This window comes from Lachnoanaerobaculum gingivalis (assembly GCF_003862475.1).
Lineage (GTDB): Bacteria > Bacillota > Clostridia > Lachnospirales > Lachnospiraceae > Lachnoanaerobaculum > Lachnoanaerobaculum gingivalis.
The window spans coordinates 94,750-115,582 of sequence record NZ_RRCO01000007.1; the positions used below are offsets into that span (position 1 = coordinate 94,750).

At 34.1% G+C, this 20,833-nt stretch carries 17 protein-coding genes; 1 reads left to right on the top strand and 16 read right to left on the bottom strand.

Annotated elements, in window-relative coordinates; genetic code table 11:
- Positions 1-18: 18 nt before the first annotated feature.
- The 3 genes from EHV10_RS13340 to EHV10_RS13350 form a co-directional block, all read right to left on the bottom strand.
- Entirely contained in the window at positions 19-1,743 is a 1,725-nt protein-coding gene (locus EHV10_RS13340; protein ID WP_158609924.1) for a DUF3298 domain-containing protein, read from the bottom strand.
- Between the two features lie 23 nt (positions 1,744-1,766).
- The gene (locus EHV10_RS13345) at positions 1,767-3,485 is read right to left on the bottom strand and encodes an RsiV family protein (protein ID WP_128675072.1); all 1,719 of its coding nucleotides are present in this window, start codon (positions 3,483-3,485) and stop codon (positions 1,767-1,769) included.
- A gap of 223 nt (positions 3,486-3,708) precedes the next feature.
- Positions 3,709-4,350, bottom strand: coding sequence for a helix-turn-helix transcriptional regulator (locus tag EHV10_RS13350; protein WP_128675073.1), 642 nt, complete (start codon positions 4,348-4,350; stop codon positions 3,709-3,711).
- A 254-nt stretch (positions 4,351-4,604) separates the two neighbouring features.
- On the opposite strand from EHV10_RS13350, the gene EHV10_RS13355 reads away from it, so the two are divergent.
- A complete protein-coding gene (locus tag EHV10_RS13355) occupies positions 4,605-5,054 on the top strand; it encodes a hypothetical protein (protein ID WP_128675074.1) in 450 nt (149 codons plus the stop codon).
- Between the two features lie 56 nt (positions 5,055-5,110).
- On the opposite strand, the gene EHV10_RS13360 is transcribed toward EHV10_RS13355, so the two are convergent.
- The 13 genes from EHV10_RS13360 to EHV10_RS13420 all read right to left on the bottom strand — a co-directional run bounded on the left by EHV10_RS13360 (position 5,111) and on the right by EHV10_RS13420 (position 20,818).
- On the bottom strand, positions 5,111-8,173 hold the full coding sequence (locus EHV10_RS13360; RefSeq protein WP_128675075.1) for a toll/interleukin-1 receptor domain-containing protein: 3,063 nt from the start codon (positions 8,171-8,173) through the stop codon (positions 5,111-5,113).
- A gap of 2 nt (positions 8,174-8,175) precedes the next feature.
- Entirely contained in the window at positions 8,176-10,035 is a 1,860-nt protein-coding gene (locus EHV10_RS13365) for a hypothetical protein (protein WP_128675076.1), read from the bottom strand.
- Between the two features lie 237 nt (positions 10,036-10,272).
- Complete coding sequence (locus tag EHV10_RS13370; protein WP_128675077.1) at positions 10,273-11,760, bottom strand: UDP-glucose--hexose-1-phosphate uridylyltransferase; 1,488 nt, start codon at positions 11,758-11,760, stop codon at positions 10,273-10,275.
- A gap of 97 nt (positions 11,761-11,857) precedes the next feature.
- Positions 11,858-12,415, bottom strand: coding sequence for a chromate transporter (locus EHV10_RS13375; RefSeq protein WP_128675078.1), 558 nt, complete (start codon positions 12,413-12,415; stop codon positions 11,858-11,860).
- Positions 12,412-12,972 (bottom strand): chromate transporter, encoded by a 561-nt coding sequence (locus tag EHV10_RS13380; RefSeq protein ID WP_128675079.1) that lies wholly within the window; start codon positions 12,970-12,972, stop codon positions 12,412-12,414. The genes EHV10_RS13375 and EHV10_RS13380 overlap by 4 nt, the downstream gene beginning before the upstream one ends.
- Entirely contained in the window at positions 12,965-13,963 is a 999-nt protein-coding gene (gene mgrA / locus EHV10_RS13385) for an L-glyceraldehyde 3-phosphate reductase (RefSeq protein ID WP_128675080.1), read from the bottom strand. The genes EHV10_RS13380 and mgrA overlap by 8 nt, the downstream gene beginning before the upstream one ends.
- Before the next feature lie 19 nt (positions 13,964-13,982).
- A complete protein-coding gene (locus EHV10_RS13390) occupies positions 13,983-14,642 on the bottom strand; it encodes a YoaK family protein (protein WP_128675081.1) in 660 nt (219 codons plus the stop codon).
- Between the two features lie 112 nt (positions 14,643-14,754).
- Positions 14,755-15,483, bottom strand: a complete 729-nt coding sequence (locus EHV10_RS13395) for a hypothetical protein (protein ID WP_128675082.1) — start codon at positions 15,481-15,483, stop codon at positions 14,755-14,757.
- Positions 15,484-15,621: 138 nt separating this feature from the next.
- On the bottom strand, positions 15,622-16,782 hold the full coding sequence (locus tag EHV10_RS13400; protein ID WP_128675083.1) for an enhanced serine sensitivity protein SseB C-terminal domain-containing protein: 1,161 nt from the start codon (positions 16,780-16,782) through the stop codon (positions 15,622-15,624).
- 12 nt (positions 16,783-16,794) lie between these two features.
- Positions 16,795-17,430 (bottom strand): acyl carrier protein, encoded by a 636-nt coding sequence (locus EHV10_RS13405; protein WP_128675084.1) that lies wholly within the window; start codon positions 17,428-17,430, stop codon positions 16,795-16,797.
- A 20-nt stretch (positions 17,431-17,450) separates the two neighbouring features.
- Positions 17,451-18,083: a hypothetical protein gene (locus EHV10_RS13410; RefSeq protein WP_128675085.1), complete on the bottom strand. Its 633-nt coding sequence runs from the start codon at positions 18,081-18,083 to the stop codon at positions 17,451-17,453.
- 125 nt (positions 18,084-18,208) lie between these two features.
- Positions 18,209-18,895, bottom strand: a complete 687-nt coding sequence (locus EHV10_RS13415; RefSeq protein WP_128675086.1) for a hypothetical protein — start codon at positions 18,893-18,895, stop codon at positions 18,209-18,211.
- Positions 18,896-19,006: 111 nt separating this feature from the next.
- Positions 19,007-20,818: a hypothetical protein gene (locus tag EHV10_RS13420; RefSeq protein WP_128675087.1), complete on the bottom strand. Its 1,812-nt coding sequence runs from the start codon at positions 20,816-20,818 to the stop codon at positions 19,007-19,009.
- Positions 20,819-20,833: the final 15 nt, after the last annotated feature.

Sequence of the window (20,833 nt, forward strand, 5' to 3'; positions counted from 1 at the left end):
ATAATTTTAAATAAAATTTTATCCTACAAAAAGTATACCTTCAAAAAGTTCTTCAATATCCACTCCATCCACAGTGCCCATCCATTCATTATCCCCAAAATCAACACTGATCCTGTAACAGTCACCATCATAGTCTAAAAGAGTATAGTCCTTAAGTGAGAAGTATTTATTATCCATCCCATCCCATTCTTTATCTTCCACATATTTCTTATCGATAATTCTTACATCCATATATTCTTTTGCATCACTTTTTATAAAAAGAATATATGATTCTGCCGGTATTATAGCATCTCCATTTATATTTCCGTCGGTATCCACTTCCTTACAGGAAATATCCGACTTTGTGCGTAAAACGACTCTATCTATAATCTTATATGCATCATCCTTTTCTCTCGGATATCCGCTCTTACCTATTGACCATTCTCTTTCACCGGTTACAGTACTTAAAAGATCAAAAGTCGTTTCCATAATAAATGAATCCGGATCTGTAAGAGTTTCCTCCAATATCTTATAGCTTCCACCATCCTCTTCATTTTCCTTATATAGTGAATTCCTTGATAAGCTTAACAACCGGTATTCTTTTTCATTTTTATTAAGTGTATCAAGATCTATTTTATAAAGTACGTTTATATCACCTTCTTCAGCCGTAAAATGATACATATAATATTTTCCGTCTTTTTTTACAATATATGATTCTGAACCGAATCCTTCAAACTCCAGTGTATCAACCCCTCTTACCACTACAGAGCCCACTGTGTATTTTTCACCTGTTTCATCCGGCTCCTCATAAATATTATTTACATAGACCATATCTCTTTCACCGTCATTGTCAACATCAAGACGCAATGTCATATCACTGTGTAAAATCGGGAATACATAATCTTTTTCCTTACTAATGTATTTGGGTTCAAATATATCTTTGGCATCATCAAAATATACCGTAATCATCTGTGTCCCCTCTTCATAGTTTCCAAGAGCATATGTATCAAAATAAAATGTAACTCCCTCGGCATTGGCAGTCCATGTCAAACCTGTAAAATCACCCTGATTAAAATCGTTTAAATACGTGGAAGGCTTCGTGATTTCAAGCTCCTTATAATCCTTTTCCGACATTTCATCCAGCAGATTTAAAAATGCTTCTCTATCTTTTACCATATCTTTAAGCTCTATTTGTTCACCTGTTTTTGTGTCAAAATTATAGGATGTTCTTGTTTCAATCGGATGTCTGATTCCCTGCTCCTCTATTTCATAATTCAGTATACTGACTATATCCTCATCCGCCCTCATTACATAACTCTTTGTTTCAATATATCTTGTCGTAGCGGGGTACTCGCTGTCTTTATCATTTTGACTGTACTCTTCCAGTTCCTCCTTTATCTCCTTAAACCTGATATCCACCATATCATTATATTCATTAAGGGCATTTCTTAGAGATTCAAATTCTTTATCCTCTTCCCTCAGCTTAAAATGTACGCTGCTCATTGTATATAAATATCTGTAGTTTTCCATATCAAAATTCCCGTCATGAACTTCTTCCAAAATTATATGGGGCTTTTTAGATACGGTATTTTCCTTTTTCTTAGAGCCGACTTCCTTTTTATTTTCTTTTTTATCTTCAGTACTTTCTGTCCGCTCTTTGCTTTCCTTTATTACTTCCTCCTCTTTCTTACAGGACGCTGATACAAATATCATTAAAATCATCAATACTGTAAGCCAAAAATATTTTTTGTTTTTAAATACCATAAAATCTCCTTAAAATTAAATCCTTATCCGGCAAATAAAATACCTTCAAAAATTTCAGTTATATCCACACCGTCTATTGTATATGAAATCTCATCTCCCTCGCTATCCAATGTGATTCTGTAACAATTTCCATCATAGTCCGGCAAATTTTCATCCTTCAGTGTAAAATAGCGCTCAACATCAGACCACTCTGAAACTTCCACATCATCCTTGTCTACAATCCGCACATCCACATAGCTTTCATTATCACTGTACACAAACAGCAAATATGAATCCTCAGGTATAGAGGCAGACTTTTTTTCTTTTCCGTCTTTATCAACTTCCTTACAGTCAACTTCTCTTAATGTACGAATTACATAGGGCATATTAACCTTTGCTCTTTCAGTTTTTGCCATCGGTATGCCCTCATCTCCTACATACCATTCTCTTTCAGTCATAATTGTACCTAATACATAGCCCACTTCATCAACCATAAATGTATCGGTATCTGTAAATGTCTCTTCTATGTATGTATAAATTTCCACATTATCTTCAGCCTCAAAGCTGTAATCACTGCTTAAAAGAGATAAATAGCTGAAATTAACATCATCATTTTCTAAATCGGAGAGGTCAAGAGTTGTAAGGATAGAAATCTCCGATTCCCCTTCAAATACATACATAAAATACTTACCTGACTTTTTTACTATATATGTACTTCCCTCAGAGTCCGTAAAAGTTTTTCTTTTATCTCCTACAAATACCTCAAAGCCTGAAGTATATATATCGAGGCTTTCTTTATCCTGTTCATATTTATTCTTTACATATACCGATTCTCTCTCTCCGTCACCGTCTGTATCAAGATGCAAGGTCATATTGTCTGCAAGAATAGGAAAAACATAGTCCTTTTCTTTATTGACATATTTTGATTCAAACAAAGCATCATCCTCATCAAAACATATAGTAATAACCTGAGGTCCGTCAGTAAAGCTTCCCAGTGTTCCTGTATCAAAATACACTGTAACTCCCTCCGGACTTACTGTCCAAACCAGGTCTTTATAATCATTTTCCTTAAGCCCCTTTACATACTCTGAGGGCTTTGTAATATTGGACTCCTGATAATCCTTTTTTGCCAAGTCATCCACCAATTCAAAAAAGCTCTCATCATCCTTTACCACATCCAAAAAAGATAAGATTTTTCCTGTCCGGGTATCAAAATTATAGGATTCACGGGAATACATAGTTTTTGCACCGGTATGATTGTACTCTTCATAGTTTAATATACTTACAATGCTTTCATCAGATCTCATTATATAGGTATTTACAATATCTTTGAGTATAGACGAATTAAATCCGTCCTTCCTGTTTTCAATTTCCTGCTTACCGAAAAAATCCATATCTTCTTTCATTCCGGCATACTTTTCTTCCATTTTTTCATTATACTCTTCTATTACCTTTCTGAGAGAATCAAAGCCCTCCTCCTCTTTTAAGCTGATTTTTATACTTCTTAAGTTGTATAAATATTCACCCTCATACGAATCATAGGCATGCTCATTCATCTCATTTAGAAGAATATGCGGCTTTTTTGATTTTTTTTCTTGTTTCTCTTTTTTTACCTTACTCTCCTTAACAGCTTTAGATTCTTTTGTTTCCTGACTTTCCTCTATCTCTGCTTCCTTCTTTGTTTCCTCATTTTTTTTACAGCCCACAGCCATCAACATTGCAATTATCAATATCAACCATATAAGATTTCTTTTATACTTCATATACCCTCCTTAAAATCTTTTTTATAAAATAGATTTTATAATCTATACAAATAAAAAGCCCCCTATAAATCTTCTTATTTATAGGGGAATCTGCATCCAAAACATAAACTATTCAGTGGATAGTGAATAAATGTTTGTTATTCAATTGATACCATCGGGCAATTCTACACCAAAATACCGCTCTCGGAATAAAATTTGCCCCGACACTTTTACTCAACTGTATTTATAGCTTTTTTTCATTTTCCATTAAAGCACAGTATCTGAGCATCATCTTCATGGAACTTACGGATAATTTGGCATAAATATTTTGATTATGATATCTTAATGTACTCTCTTTTATCTTTGCAATATCAAGGATTTCCTGAACACTGTATCCCTCCCTGTGCAAATCAAATATCTTTCTTTCCGTCTTTGTAAGTTCATCTATACCTTTAATAAATTGTTTAAAGCTTTCAGGATCTATCTCCTTTTTTCTGTCATATTCAAGCCTTTTAATCCGCTGCTTTAAATCATTGATTTTATTATTGTAAATTTCTTTTTCTTTATTCCTCTCTTCTTCAAGAATCATATAAAGCCATTTATAATCTTTTCTGACTTTTTGACCGTTTTCTGCTCCCTCTGATATACAGCTGCTTAAATCCTTAATAATAATTTTAATAATAAAATTCCCTGCAATAACAGCAATCAAGATTATAAAAATAAATATAAAAAATAATGATATTATAAAAGCAGCCATATTTTGCCTGATTATCCCATAAATATACTCAAATCCTGCTATATAAACAAAAGATAAAAAAGCAAGCAGTATTGATAATAACTCCACTATAAAAAAATATATAAAAAGCTTTTTTCGCAAAAAATCCATATCACATCCTCACTGTCTGCCGATTTTATTAAATTATAAACCTTAAATACGGTTTTTGCCATACAAGGATTTAAAAGGCTTACAAATAAATAAGCCTTTAAATGTATTTTTTTACTGTAAAATGTACATTTAATAATTCTTGTTCTTAACAAGATACCTTTCATATCTTGATAAATTGTTGATAAATTGTTAAGATTTTGATATAATTGACGACAGTGATACTTCACAATTTTTATTTTTTGGAGGAACTAAAAGTGAATATATTTTTGACAATTCTTATTGTCATACTGGTTATATTGATTGTCGCTTTGGTTGCCCTTTACTTCTTTGGAAGAAAGATGGAGAGCAGACAGGTGGAATCTCAAGCCGCTATGGAAGCTGCAAAGCAAACGGTTTCAATGCTTATTATAGATAAAAAGAAACTGAAAATAAAAGAGTCGGGTTTACCCAAGATTGTATATGAACAAACCCCTTGGTATCTTAAATGGACCAAGGTTCCTATTGTAAAAGCAAAAGTCGGACCTAAAATCATGACCTTGATGGCGGATGAAAAAGTATTTGCCTCTATACCGCTAAAGACAGAGGTAAAGGCTGTAGTAAGCGGCATATATATATCTGATATAAAGAGTGTCAAAGGTGGAAAGCTTGTAAAAACAGAGCCTAAGAAAAAAGGGTTCTTTGCAAAACTTTTTAAAAAAAAATAAAATATAATAAAAATACTGCCCGCTAAAAAGCTGTGGCAGTATTTTTTATAAAAATATTATTTTGCAATTATACCTATTTGGACCTTCTCTTCCTGTGAGAGTTTTCTTCCTGCAATAATACCCTCTATCTCAGCATTTACCTCATCCTCATTTAAAAGCTTATATACTGCAGATGCCATATAGTATTGGGATTTTGTACTGTCTTTATCAAAATTTACATAATAGTTTTGATCTATTGCTATCAGCCTACCTTCAGGTGAAATATGACCGTTTACATTATAATCCTTTACCGATGGACTAAGTGTCATATTCAGTCTTCCGGTTGAAAAGTCAACCACATAACATTTTCTATCCGTTTCATTATTTCTTATCATCATCAGTATATCTGCATCTTCATTATATAGGTTGACATCATTAAAACTTAATGCAGTTTCTGCACATGTCTCATCCATTTCCCATTTACTTAAACCGTCCTTGTCGCTCCAATAAAATGCAGTATTATTCTGTATTCCCCTTAATTTTATTCCACCATCAGATTTTTGTATATTTACTACCTCTCCCGGAATATCTACTATATGTTCATTAGTATCAAGATTGTACACGGAGGCTATACCTGCAAATCTGTTTATCACAAGGATTTCGGAGTTTATAAGTAATTTTATGACTCCCGATTCATCCTTTATATTATTATAGCTTTTTATCAGTTCTAAACTTTCCGTATCATATATCCTCAGTCCTTCTACACTGTCAAGCAGCAATATTTGCTTTGAATCATTGCTGAAAACAAATGCTGTCGAAGTATTATTTATAACCAACTGCTTATTTATATCATTTTGAACATCATACAATTTTAATATCGGCTTTGCAGTTGATAAATTATCCTTTGTCATACCTATATAGGCATAATATCTGCCGTCATTTGATATTCTGTTATATTTTGGATTTGACATAATGCCATAGGTTGTCGGTTCATCAGGATTGATTTTTTTACTTGTCTTTCCGTCATCATCGGAAAGAACAAAACCGCTTCCGTCAAATAGCAGCATATGTGAAAAATTATCGGAGTTTGCTATTATTCTTGCATATATAGGCTCTGATAAAACTCTTGATTTTAAATCAATTATCTTTATTGTCTGACTTTCATGTGAGTTTGCAAGTATCTTACTTCCGTCTTTTAAATATATAAATTCTATAGGAACTCCGCCTCCATAGCTTAAATTATTCTCAACTATTATTTTATCCTTCCATATAGAATAATTTCCGTTTTCTCCAAAACCTACCACAGTATTTGTATCATAGTTATAGGCAAAATATCTCATATTCACTTTCGGAAAATATATTTCATCCACTACTTCACCGCTGTTTCCATCCAGAATATATACCTGTGTACCTGCTTTTACCGCAATTTTTTCTCCATTGTAACTTTCAGTTAATACCCTTGTATCATTTGGGCTGATATAAATATCCTGTTTAAATATTTCCGTTTTATCTTCAAGTGAGATCTTCATAATATCACCCTCTGTAAGCAGTATTATATTCTTGCCGTCGGCTGAATAACTTGCCGCTATATATGGTTTATCAAATTCATCCTGCTCTAAAGCTATGCCTTTTATCCTTGGTATAATATCTATTATGCTACCATCTTCCATTTTTCTTCTTGTAAGCTGATCCTCTGTATTATCTTCCAGAGCTATCAAAATCTCACTTCCGTCACGCTTTATATCGGCATATTTTACCTGACCGTTGATCACAAAACCCCCCTGCTTTTGCCAGGTATCGGTATTATATACATAAAAGCAGGTATCGTCATTTACAAGCGTAACATAATACAATTTGGTATTATCCTCGGAAAATCTGGCAAGCATAGGTATACCTTCTATCTCAAGCTTTGCCGCCACTTCACCGCTTTCTATATCATAAATAATACAGGTACTGTCAAAAGAGGATGATGCCAGATATTTTCCGTCCTTTGAAAATGCAACAAATTTGACCTGTTGGGTATGCCCTGTAAATCTTTTTAATACCTCTCCGTTTTCTACACTTGCTATGGCGGTGTCATTATTATCAAGTCCGTATGCCACATATTTTTCATCCTCACTTATTGCCATATATGTAAATTTATTTTTTGTGGATATATTTGTCAATGTGGAAGCACCACTATGATATATGGTACTATTAAATATTGAAAACTCCTCAGCTTTTAAAGTATCATAATACTTCATATCCTTTTTTATAGGAAGCATAGCCTCTTTTGCCACCAATACCGCCTTGATATAATCTCCCTCCCTCAAAAAGTCTTTGGCAGTTTTCATCAATATTCCGGTATTTGACTGCACCGCCTCCTGCCTTGCAAGCTCCGCCTTTTGATAAGCATTTGCCATAAACAGCCCGAATATCAAAAATACCGCTCCCGCCATAGAGGATACGGTCAGAATCAGCTTGTTTTTTCTCTCCTTATCCCTTTGCTTAAGGTCTCCGAAACTACAACCGAGTATTGTTGCCATTATCCTGTATTTTTCAATTTTTAATAATTTTAAGGATTCCTTTGTAAGCTCCTTTAATTTTGAAATATTATTATTTTGCAGATTTTCGTATCCGCTAAAATCAGCCTTAAGTATTTCATCAGGTCTTATATCGGCTGCAAGTACATCCTGTAGACTCTCATTATCCCCACGCTTAAGCTCCTTAAGTGCCTGCGGGAAAGACTCATCCGGCTCACCCTCTATAAGTACCGGTATTATTCTCTCATCTCCATGTAAGCTTTTAAAGGTCTCTATCTCCTTTTGACACCAGTCTGATAAAGGTGTTCTTTTGGAACATATAACTATAAGATATCTGCTTGTTTCAAGTGCCTCTTCTATGGAAGCACCCAGATCCCTCGCCGCCAGCTCCTCTCTGTCACGAAACACTCTAAAGGTAGGTTTTTTACCGTCTTCATAGAACTCCTTTGGAGGCTTAAATGTCTCTATCATCTGATGCACCTGTTTGGCAATGCTTTGATCCGGCTCTACATGTCTGTAACTTATAAAAGCATCATATTTATACTTTTTTTCATTATATTCATAGGCCGCTCTTTGCATTTCATCAGACGGCTTTCTATGCCTTTGCTCTTTTTCCATTTCTATTCCTCCTTTTGAAAGAGAGTAAATACCGACAATAAATCATATTCGGGATGACAGATTTCAAACTTCTCCCCTTTTATAATATCCCAATCGTCTATAAGGCATGGATGTGTCTTTAAGTTCTCATCCTTTTTCTCTCCATACTTAAAATTCATTGCATAATAGCTGTTGCACCATCTCTTATGTTCAAGCCTTGATAAAAAATCAAGTAATGGAGCTTCTTCTAAATATTTACAAAATTCCTGCTTGAATTTTTCAGGATTTTCCCTTCGGTTTTTCTGCAAATCACTGAACTCTTCAAACTTTTTATTTAGATAATCGACAATCTCTTCCTCCGTTTTAGAAAAAAATACTTTTCTTACTATTTCTTCCTTTATTCTGTCATGTGATGCGGATAATCTTGAAGAATTCTTCTTTACATAGGAGAGTTCATTCCATTTTTGCCCTTCTCCCATACCTGCCGCCACGGAAGATTTATTATAGCTTTCATTAAACTGTTTTGCACGATTATCAAGTGACTCTCTTATCATTACATCACCTGTCATAATCTGTGAAACATCACCGAAGATTCGGATTTTATCCTGATTTTTAGGAAGTATATAGCTTAAATCCACATTTGATACATTTCTTATTATCTTTGGTACAGACTCAAAATACCCGTCAATTATCTTAAGATTTTTAAGACTCTTAACCACATCTTCATTCATTAAAAATATAATTGATAAATTATCATCATTTTTTATATTTCTTAAATGTTCATTTATGGCATTTTTTCCAAAGCCAAGATTCATTACCTCTATATCCAAAGATTTTTTTAAGCCCTCATTATTGTATAAAAGTTCTCTCATACGGTTGGCGGCATCCGTATCTATAATGCTGACCTTGGTATTTTCATTTAATGACATAGTCATATCATTTGAAATATGCTTTAGTAAAGTAATTGTAAGTTCATTTATACCTATTATGAGTATATGCATTTTATTTATATTTTTTTCTATAAGCTCTACCGAACAATTCTCTCCTATATCACAAAGCCCCTCCATATTGGCTGAAATACTCTGTCTTACACATTTATCGGATATTAACATTCTGACAGTCAAATCTGTCTGATCAAAATGTATGGTATCTATTCTTTTCAGTTTCTCTTCATTTTTTCTTTCAAGGCTTATCATATCCTCAATATATGAAGATACAGTCTTAGACTCACATTTTATATAGCAGTTTATATGCCTCTTGGGCTTGATTCTTTTTATAACATTGGTGTAGACAGCATAATTTTCCAAATCATTCTCCGAACAAAAAAAGATATACTTTGCATTATTGATATTTAAAGCGGAAAAAACTTCTTTTATCTCATTTCTGTCACTGTTTTCAAAATCAAGCTGATATGTAGCTATGCCCTTTTTCTCGTATTTACTTTTTAAATTATCATCAATAAACTTTTTTGAAATAAGAGAAATCTTATATGAGTTTTTCTCATTTAGCAAATTATTAATGAGTGTCTCACCTATAAAGCTGTTTTCAAATACTAAAATATGATTGCCGCTTATTTTATTAAAAACTATATTCTTTAGATGTAGCAGAGTAGTTGAAATCTTCGTAAATACAAAGGTGGATGTAAGTATTGGTGCAAGCCACTTTGCCAGCTCATAAAAAATAGTTGTATTATCCCCCGGAGATATCGGCGGTGCAAATAAAAACAACTTTATAATGCCGTATAATACAGCCGAAATCAGTTGAATAGGATCATCTATCTTAACTTTATAGTATTCATAAAGACTTTGAAATCCCAGAATAATTGTTACAATCAATATGACAAGATATATTTTTTTCTTATAATAATTTTTATTTTCTCTCATATTATCACCTTCTACTATGCTAAATACTTTTTAATATTATCCAATCGAGTTTTTATATAAGTTTTAAGAATATTGCCTTCATTATATATTATTTGCGACTACAGTTTATAACAACAATTTTAATGATTTATAAAAATATTAAGAATTTAATTCCAACAAATATATAAGGCTGCCAATATTGACAGCCCTGTATTTACACAAAAGAAATATTCGGTATAAAACCTTTTCTTTTAAACATTATAAAGTTTTTATAAATCGGTCAAATGCTTCCTGACCGTCTTTATCTCTCTTATATACTCCTGCACATTCAAGAACCTTTACAAACACCTTACTGATTTCATCCTGAATAATACCATGTATATTCTCAGCATTTATATCATAATTTTTGATCCATTCATCCACCCAGTCTGCATGCTTTTTAAGCTCCTCATTACTTCTTATATCTTTCTTTAAAAGGATATATTCCTCTAAAAGAGCCATTTCTTTTTTCAGTCTGGCAGGAAGAACCGCAAGTCCCATTACTTCGATAAGACCGATATTCTCCTTTTTTATATGGTGAAGATCTGCCGAAGGATGATATACCCCCCATGGGCTCTCATCAGTTGTGATATTATTTCTAAGCACCAAATCTATCTCATACAGATCTCCATGCATTCTTGCAATAGGTGTAATAGTATTATGCATGGTACCGTCAGTTTCTGCAAATACAAATGCATCCTTATCGGTATATCCTCTCCACAAAGATAAGATATGATCGGAAGCCTCCACAATCCTGTCAATATCCTTACCCTGCAGTCTTATAACCGACATAGGCCATTTTACAATACCTGCAATCAGATCCTCATATCCCGGAATCACAAAGTTTCTGTCATATGGAGCCTTGGCCATTGCAAATACATAGCCGCCACCCTGAAAATGGTCATGACTTAGTATAGAACCTCCGACTATAGGAAGGTCCGCATTTGAACCTGCTGTATAATGAGGGAAAAGCTTTACAAACTCTAAAAGCTTTTTAAATACAGCCTTATCTATCTTCATAGGCTTATGCTGTTTATTAAATATAATACAATGCTCATTGTAATACACATATGGTGAGTACTGCAAAAAATAATCCTCTCCGTCAAGAGAGATGGGAATTACTATAAGATTCTGTCTTGCCGGATGTGAGAAATGCCCTGCATAACCTTCATTCTCCGCACAAAGTAAGCAGCTTGGATAACCTGATTTCTTTGCCTGTCCTGCTTTTGCAATATCTCTCGGATCCTTTTCAGGCTTTGAAAGATTAATAGTAATATCTATAGGTCCGTACTCCGTTTCGGTAACCCATTTTTCATCTTTTGCAATACGGTCTGTACGTATATAATTTGTTCTCTTGCTGAATTTATAATAAAAGTCTGTAGCAAGTTTACTGCTTATATGATATATCTCTTTAAACATTCTTCTTACGGTTGAAGGCATAGGCGTAAGCTGTCCCATAATTTTTGTATCAAAAAGATCTGTTATTGTCACGGTATTATCCTCTATAATACCTTTTTCATAGGCAAACTTACACATATCGGAGAGTATATCCACAAGTGCTCTTTCTTCGGTCACCTCTTCTTCTTCAAATTCTATCTGACCGAAAAGATCCAGCAATCTGTTTGTAATATATACTCTGTCATCTTCATCCACAAGATACTCACGCATACCGTAAGCCATAAGTTCATTGATAAGCCTGTTAATCATTTTTTTGCTCCCTAAATCAATTCTTTATTTTTTCACATATAACAATCTGCAAGTCAATTATCAATCAAGAAATCCACAATTACAACAGTTCATATTTTTATAGAAATAATACATTGTAAAATAGATTTAATAAACCTGCCAATACCATTACAAATATCGGATTCTTATTGTATTTTAATAAAAGCACCATGCATATAATAAATATAGCCAACATATGAATTTTGAAATTTTCCATAGAAAACCCATTTATTCCAAATGCCGACTCTAATATCTTTATACCCGATATTGCAATCATAACTACCACAGCCGGTCTCAAAACGGAGAGTATAGACTGTATCATATTCAATTTTTTATACTTCTTATACATCCACGCCAAAAAAATAAGGAGTATGGTAGATGGAAGTATACAGCCTAAAGTAGCAACTGCGGCACCAACTACTCCACCTATTCTGATACCCACAAAGGTAGCTGAATTTATCGCAATAGGTCCGGGTGTCATCTGTGATATGGTAATAAGATCTGTAAACTCTTCCACAGTAAGCCATTTATATGTATCCACCACTTCACTTTGAATGATGGGCATTGCAGCATAGCCTCCGCCAAAACTGAAGGCGCCTATTTTTAAAAAGCTTATAAACAATTTTAAATAAATCATTTACTTTCCTCCACATTTTTGGATAATAAGGTCTTTACAACTCCTGCCACAATACAGAGTAATATAATATATATTACATTTATTTTTAAACAAAAGCTGAGAAAAAAGGCTGTTGCCATTATAACAATATTTAAAAAACCCTTCTTTACTATTCCTGTACCCATCTGAAAGCTTACAGAAGCAATTACAGCCCCCACTCCCGACTGCATTCCTTCAAGCATATATGCAATAAACCTGTTTTCCCTGAATATGATATAAAACATAGATATAACGGAAATAATTAAAAAAGGTGGAATGACAGTGGCAAATATCGCCACCATAACCCCCGGTATCCCTGCAATCTTATACCCGACCACTATAGCTCCGTTTACTGCTATAGCTCCGGGTGCAGACTGTGCGATAGCCACCAAATCAAGCATCTCATCATTTTCTATCCAATGATATTCATCTACAAACTTTTTCTTCATCAATGTAACTATGACATAGCCCCCGCCAAAGGTAAATGCGCTCAAATAAAGTGTTGAAAGAAAAAGCTTAATAAGAACCTTCTTATTCATTTTCTTTCACTATTTCATCTATTTTCTTTAATTCTTCTTCACTGAATACAGTATTTTCTATAGCGGATATGTTATCAAGTACCTGTGAAGATTTTGATGCGCCTATAAGTACAGAGGTCATAACTTCATCCTTAAGTACCCATGAAAGTGCCATCTGTGCAAGGCTCTGGTTTCTTTCTTTTGCAATATCATTTAATCTTCGTATAGCATCAAGTTTATTTGCTGTCAGATTATTCTCATTTAAGAATCTTCCATCTGTTACTATTCTGCTGTCGGAAGGTATTCCGTTTAGATATCTGTCACTCAAAAGTCCCTGTGCCAAAGGACTGAAGGATATGATGCCCTTCTTTAATTTACCTGCAATATCTTTTAATCCGTTATTTTCAATAGTTCTGTCAAAAATTGAATATCTGTTTTGATTTATTATAAAAGGAACCTTCAGTTCATCTAAAATCTTTGCAGCCTGCTCCAAAGTCTCACCGTCATAGTTTGAGATTCCGACATATAATGCCTTACCGCTGTTTACTATCTGCGCCAAAGCACCACAAGTCTCCTCAAGCGGTGTATTCTTATCCATTCTGTGGTGATAGAATATATCCACATATTCAAGCCCCATTCTCTTTAAGCTCTGATCAATACTTGCTATCAAATACTTTCTGCTGCCGAAATCTCCGTAAGGACCATCCCACATGGTATATCCGGCCTTTGTACTTATGATCATTTCATCTCTGTACTTTCCGAAATCCTCTTTTAAGATAATTCCGAAATTCTTTTCGGCACTTCCCGGTGCAGGACCATAGTTATTTGCAAGATCAAAATGAGTGATACCGTTGTCAAAAGCCGTAAACAATATATCCTTCATACTTTCAAGATTGGAATGATCTCCAAAATTATGCCAAAGTCCAAGAGATACCAACGGCAATTTTAATCCGCTGTTACCACAATGAGTATATTTCATTTTCTCATATCTGTCTTCCTTTGCAAAATACATAAAAAACCCCTTTCAAATATCAATTTTCAAATTCCTTGAACATCATTAAAAAAATCAATGTCAGCATTACTGCAGCAATCAAAATAGCCTTTTCATTAAAAAGCCCTACGGCAAAATATCCTAAAGCTGTACCTGTGATAAATATCAAAATACATATATAATAATATAAACCCTTTTCTATAGATAACTTATCACCTTTACTGATTCCACGATAAAGATTCTGTGTTCCGTTCTTTAAATTTCCGGTACACATTGTAGTTGCTATTACAACATCTCTTATTTTAGGGAATGTGGCAAACTGTACTCCCGATACCAAAGATATTATGGAATTGGCAACTCGGTTCATATCCTGCGGTAAAAATGCCACAACAATAAATGCAAATATTTCAAGCATTAAAGGAATCTGCCTCCAGTGTATCATATTAATATTTTCTTTTCTCTGCTTTATTATTTCCGATATTGCCACGCCTATGGCAAAGGATGTTATGGGTATAAGATAATTTATTGATTCTAAAAACTTTCCTTCACATATTTTTAATGTCATCAATATAATATTACCTGTTTCGGCATTGGCAAAAACTTTTCCACGGTTTATGTATGAATAAGCATCCATAAAACCTCCGGAAAGTGCCAAGAACAACCCGACCGTTATGGACTCTGAAGTCTGCCATCTTCTCATTTTATCCCTCTTAATCTAAAAGAATTCCTCTTTATTTTAAACTATTATAGCGATAAATTAAAGCAATAAAAAAAGTATAGCCTATATTTTATATAAACTATACTCTTAAAATTTACTTTAATGATGTAAATGCATCCAAACATTTTTGTGCTTTTTCTTCAGAAGTACTGCTTGCTGTAATAATCGCCATAAAGTTTCCGGACTTTATATAAATCTGCTTTCTGTACACAGTATAATCTCCACTTGTATCTGTAGCGCTCATTGCTATGGTTTCTCTACCGTTAAACATTGCCTTGGCACTCTCAACACTGACATTTACCATTCCTGAAGCTTTGTACTGCTCCTGTAGTTTGGCTACTACATTTTCCAATTCGGTTTCAGTTTCAAAAGGTGTACCCATCTTTTCAATAACAACATTTACATTGCTGACTCCGGTTCCGTTCTCACTGGTAGCGTATAAATCCATATATATACTTTCATCCGCTTCCTCCTGTGTCATACCGGCTTGCTTTATGAAAATATCTCTCATCTGAGCGATATTATCTCTGCTCTCCATCTTGTAATTATTTGCAGGCGCATCAAACTTGATATTAAAAACCTCATTTGTATATACTGAATCTTCTTTTCTGCCTCTGTAATATTGTATATCATCTTCGGCATGTGTCTCTTCCTGTATAACTTCCGCCTGTTTGGTAGTCTCCTCTGTAGTAGGTACTTCGGTAGTAGTCTTGGCTACAGTTGTTTCCGCCTGTGAGGCAGTTGTCTCGACATGAGTTCCGCCACTGCAGGCAGTCATCATTACCGATAAAAATAATATAGGAATAAAAATATTTTTCTTCATTTTCATCACTCCGTGTAATAAATAATTTCCGAGTATTCTAGAATCTAACTGTGACTAAATTCTGATAAGATATTACAACAATGTGATTAAAATGTAAATATTTTTTTAAATCCCCTTCGGTAATCATTAAGAATTACTTTAATTCTTTTTATATAAAGGTTGTTTGGTCATCATATTCTTTGCAAAATCCGCCTGCTCCAAAGTAGCAAAATCAAGATATACCACTTCTCTGAGTAGATCTCTGCAGCTATCATAAACTTCTTTATAGTATTTTCTGACGTCTTCATCATCTATATCCATTATTATAAGATATGACTTTATACCTTCTTCATCCACCCTCAGCATCATGTCTATTAATTTTATCTCACTGTGAGTATTTCCAAAATTAATCAATCTCCTTTTTATGGCAGATACTTCTTCATTATCTGCCGGATATACTAAAAGATTTTGCTCTCCACCCTTTGCCACCTTTCTTTCTATTTTTGCCTCACCAAATTGGCTTTGATATCCGGGTGAATTCACTATATTATTGATATTTTCCGAATTCATATAGAACGACTGCGGACCGTAAGGATTAATGATAAATCCACCGCCATTCTTTAAACATCCTAAAATATCCGGGAATCTTACAATGATAGTTTCCTGTTTCCAATTTGCAGGTCCTTTATCCGCCCAATTTTTCAAAGCAGTCCAGTCTGTAAATACAGGAAGTGCATTCACACCACCTTCAAGATTTATACCATAAATATTTATTTTTGTATCTTTTTTCAAAACAGTCTCTCCGCTGCCCTTAAAATCTCCCGACATATGTATGGGCAACAGATAATGTGCACTTACCATCTCACGGAAAAATAGATTTACAAAATCTTCATCCTTATAGTAATTATCATATTCATATAAAAGTCCAAGTATATATGGATTTTCCACCGCCTTATTCACATCGGATTCTATCTGAAATTCTATATTTGTAAGCAAAGCGTATTTAAAATCATCCGACTCGTCTATATGTTCAAACCCTATATTTGCATATGAATCTTTTATTATTTCCAAGTCATTTCCGGCACTGTCTGCAATCTTCGCAATTTTAAGATGAGATACTTTTCCACTTTTAAAAAGTACCGTTACTTCTTCTTTGCCTACCGTACCGTGCACATCTCCTTCAAGTATTATACTTCCGGTATCTTTACAGCCACTTACCAACATGGTAAATCTGTTTTTACCTGTTTCAACAGGTTTATTTTTTTTATCATCAACACTTTTTTCAGATGAAAAAGCATCTTTTATCTTATCCCAAAACATATATACTCCAAGTTACTGCGCTTTTGTAAAGGCGTTCAAACAGTCTTTAACAACCTTTTCGTCTTTAGCATTTATAACTATAACTGATACATCCTTTCCAGACTCTAAAAACACCTGTGTATGATACTGTGTAACACCGTTTGCGGTTAACTTTGCATTTATACAAGGAGCATCCTGACCCAAAAATTTTATAGTGGTACTTTCCGCCTTAATATCTCCCGCACCCTCATTATCCTTATTGATTCTCGCTATATTTCCGTCTATATATGCCTTTAAATCCGAGGTTATATTCACAAGTCCGAATAATACAGAGCTGCTGTTTGCAGTGTCATGTGCATACATTTTTAATGTATCATCATGTGTCTTTTTCTGCATATCACTAAGATCCTCGGTACTTACCATCTCCATATTTACAGACTTAGCATCAAACTTTATATTAAATACTTTATTGGTATATATACTGCCGTCATATGTACCGTTCATATCTTCATTGTTTGTGCGCTCAGCAGTGCTTTCTACAGTACTTGCAACAGGACTCTCTGTCTTACTTTCAGCTTTGTTATCAGCCTTGTTACCTCCACAAGCAGTTATGGAAAGAGCAGACAAAACTACAATACCCGCCATTATAAGTTTAATATTCTTCTTCATTTTTCCTCCTTTATAAACACTTACTCTGCCTTTGTAAATGCACCGAGACAATTATCAATACTCTGTGCATCTTGTGAATTTACTTCTATTACAGCCACATGGTTGTCCGACTGTAAAAATACTTTTGTACGATAATATGTCACACTTCCCGAAGTAAGCTCCGCATGAAGAGACTCTACATCCTCACCCAGAAAGTTTATTGTAGAGCTTTCCACTTTAACATTCTCATCACCAAGACCTTTATTTTCCTCTTTTATTGTCGAGATATCTTCATCTATGTACGCCTCTACATCGGTACCGTCATCCAAAACTGTAAAATCCACTCTACTTCCCGAATCGCCGCTTTGTACCTCCATCTTTAATGAATAATCATTGTGGCTTATACTCATAGCATGAATCTCGTCGGCACTTGTTATCTCCATATTTGCAGCTTTTGCATCAAACTTAACATTAAATACACTATTGGTATACACATCCCCGTCAAGCTTACCGTCAAGCTCAGTATTTTTTTTGTCATCCGAAAAAGACATCACCACTATATCCTTATCCGCCTGTGCACTCTCTTTTGCTTTATCTTTACGGGCGCAAGCCGTTATATAAAGTACAGACAGCACTGCAACACCCATAATTATAAGCTTAAAATTCTTCTTCATTTTTCCTCCCGAGTACAAAATATACTTTTTATTTTAGTATATCACCTATTAAAATAAAAATAAATTGTTCAATCAAAAAGGCACACCTTATTTTATCAAGGTATGCCCTTTATTATAAATAATATTTACTCCGCCTTTGTAAACATATCAAGTCCTTTAGAGCTTTCATCAGCATTTGTTGTTATTGTAGCAATTGTATATATTCTTCCTCCAACCTCAACAAAAGCCTGAGTTGTATACTGAGTTACTCCACCCATAGTTAAATCTGCAACTATAGCAGGTACATCCTTGTCCATTAATTTTGTTGTTGTGCTTTCAATCTTTAAAGCATCCTCTCCTAAGGATTCATTACTTTTCTTTGTTGTTTCAATATACTCATCCATATAGGTCTTTAAATCTGTACCTTCATCCAATATGCCTATCATAGCTATTTTAGTATAATTATTGTTGTAAGCATAAAGTTCCAGTTTTCCTTCAGACTGAATTCCCATAGCTTCAAGCTCAGCTTGATCTGCTAATCTCATATCATTGGCTGTGGCATCAAACTTTAAATTTAATGCTTTATTTGTATAAACATTATCAGCAGTAACTCCTGCCAAATCCTCTGCAGATATATTAGCTTCACTTGAAGCTTCTGCGCTGCTTTCATCTTTCTTTTCTTCAGTAGCTGCTTCTGCGCTTGTTTCTTTACTTTGTGCTTCAGAAACACTTTCACTTCCCACTGTTGTTTCAGCCTTTTTGTTACCTCCACATGCGGTTACAGCCAATACCGATGCTATAGCCAATACTACCAATTTAAAACTTCTTCTCATAATGTCCTCCGTTTTATATAACTTTTTTCGTACTGATTATACAAGACAGAACATATAAAAGCTTTAGGATTTGTATTAATTTTTATTTAAGATAATTTAGGTTAGTATTATTTATTCGTATTTCTGAAATAAATCAAATCCGGCCTGTGCCTCTTTTTCATCCTTTCCGCTTGATACTATAATCATCATATAATCATCTTTTACTCTGAAGAGATATTTCTGACACTGTTTTCCAACCGTTGTATCCACATAAATATCCAAACATGATAATTCCTTACCGAGAAAATATACATCCGATTTCTTTACCTCTGAACTTTTTAGCTGATCTTTAGGGACTTTACTAAGTTGACTTTCCATTATCTCTTTTTGTGCATCCAAATATTCGTCCATAGGCATTAACACATCATTTTTTGCCAACGAAACACTGATTCTCTTTGTAGTATCGGTATTGTCAACTGCAAACATATCTGTAAATGATTTGCCGTCTTCGATATGCTTCTTCACAGCAGCTAAATCCGATTTTTCTATACCGTCATTTCCCATATTTTTAAGTCCTTCATCACTTACAAATTCCAGACCTGTTTTGCTTATATCAAACTTTATATCAAGCATCTTATTTGAATAAACTTTATCACTTATACTTCCAAGCACAAGATTACCTTCAGAGTCGTTAACTTCGGTTGTATCCTCAACGGATTCTTTATTTGTATCGCCTGATACACTTGTAAACGACTCCAAAACTTTTTTTGCCTCATCCTTATCTTCACCAAATGAATCAATAACCGCTACATATTTTCCTGACTGTATATAAACTGTGTATCTGTATATTTTTTTTCCGCTACCGTCTTTTGCCTCAACTTCTACACACGGTACTTCTTTGCCGCAAAATTCCATTTCTGTTTTTTGAGAATTCTTGTTACTTTTAATAACATTATCTACATAATCATCTATATCGCTTTCAATATCATCTATTGAAATACCTAACTTACTTGATGAATCTCCGTCCTTAGTTGCATATACAACTACCGGTGCGCCGCCCATTCCGATATATTTCAGCATATCTTTTTCAAGGTAAGCTTCTGTGGCACTCTTATATAATTCATCAAATTTATACCCGTTTGACTTTGCATCAAAACTTATATCAAATTGCTTATTTATATATGTTTCACCTATATACTCGCCCTTGGAAAACTCCGTATCGGCTTTTTTATCTGCATTATCCGACTTATCCACTTTACTGCTCTTTGCATTGTTATTGAAGCCTGTGTACTTTTCAAACATTCCCAAATATTTATCAATATCCTCTGACCTGTCACCTCTTACATGAATTTCTATAAAGTATTCACCCATCTTCTTATATAATGTGGTGTCGGCAGATTCTATACCGTCCTCATCTATGATAACATCCACACTAAGTAACTTATCTCCCAGAAAATCCCTTGTTGTCTTTTCTACTTTAGGATTTTTAAACCTCTCTTTTTGCTCACTTTTTTCTTTTTTTACCTCATTGTCAATATAATTTTCCAAGCCGTTTTTCATCTCATGGTGTATATCCTTATATATCTCCACCTCTACATAATTCCCCTTATTTTTATTATCATAAGCTTCCATATCACTTATATAATAACCCTTATCAAGTCTGTCATGTACGGCTTCCATATCCGATCTTTTTACAACTTTTCCGTCAAGCCTGTTTGTAAATTCCCCTTCAGCTGTTACATCCATATCATTTGTATTTCCGTCAAACTTTAAGTCAAGCATTTTGCTTGTATATACTCCGTCAACCACTTCCCCCAATGAAATGTCGTCATCTTTGAATTCACTGACCGTCTCACCTGATTTTTTATCGGATTTTGAAGTGCATCCTGAAAAACAAAGTGATAAAGCAACCGCTATCATACCTAATTTTAAAACTCTCTTCATAGTCTCCTCCAAACA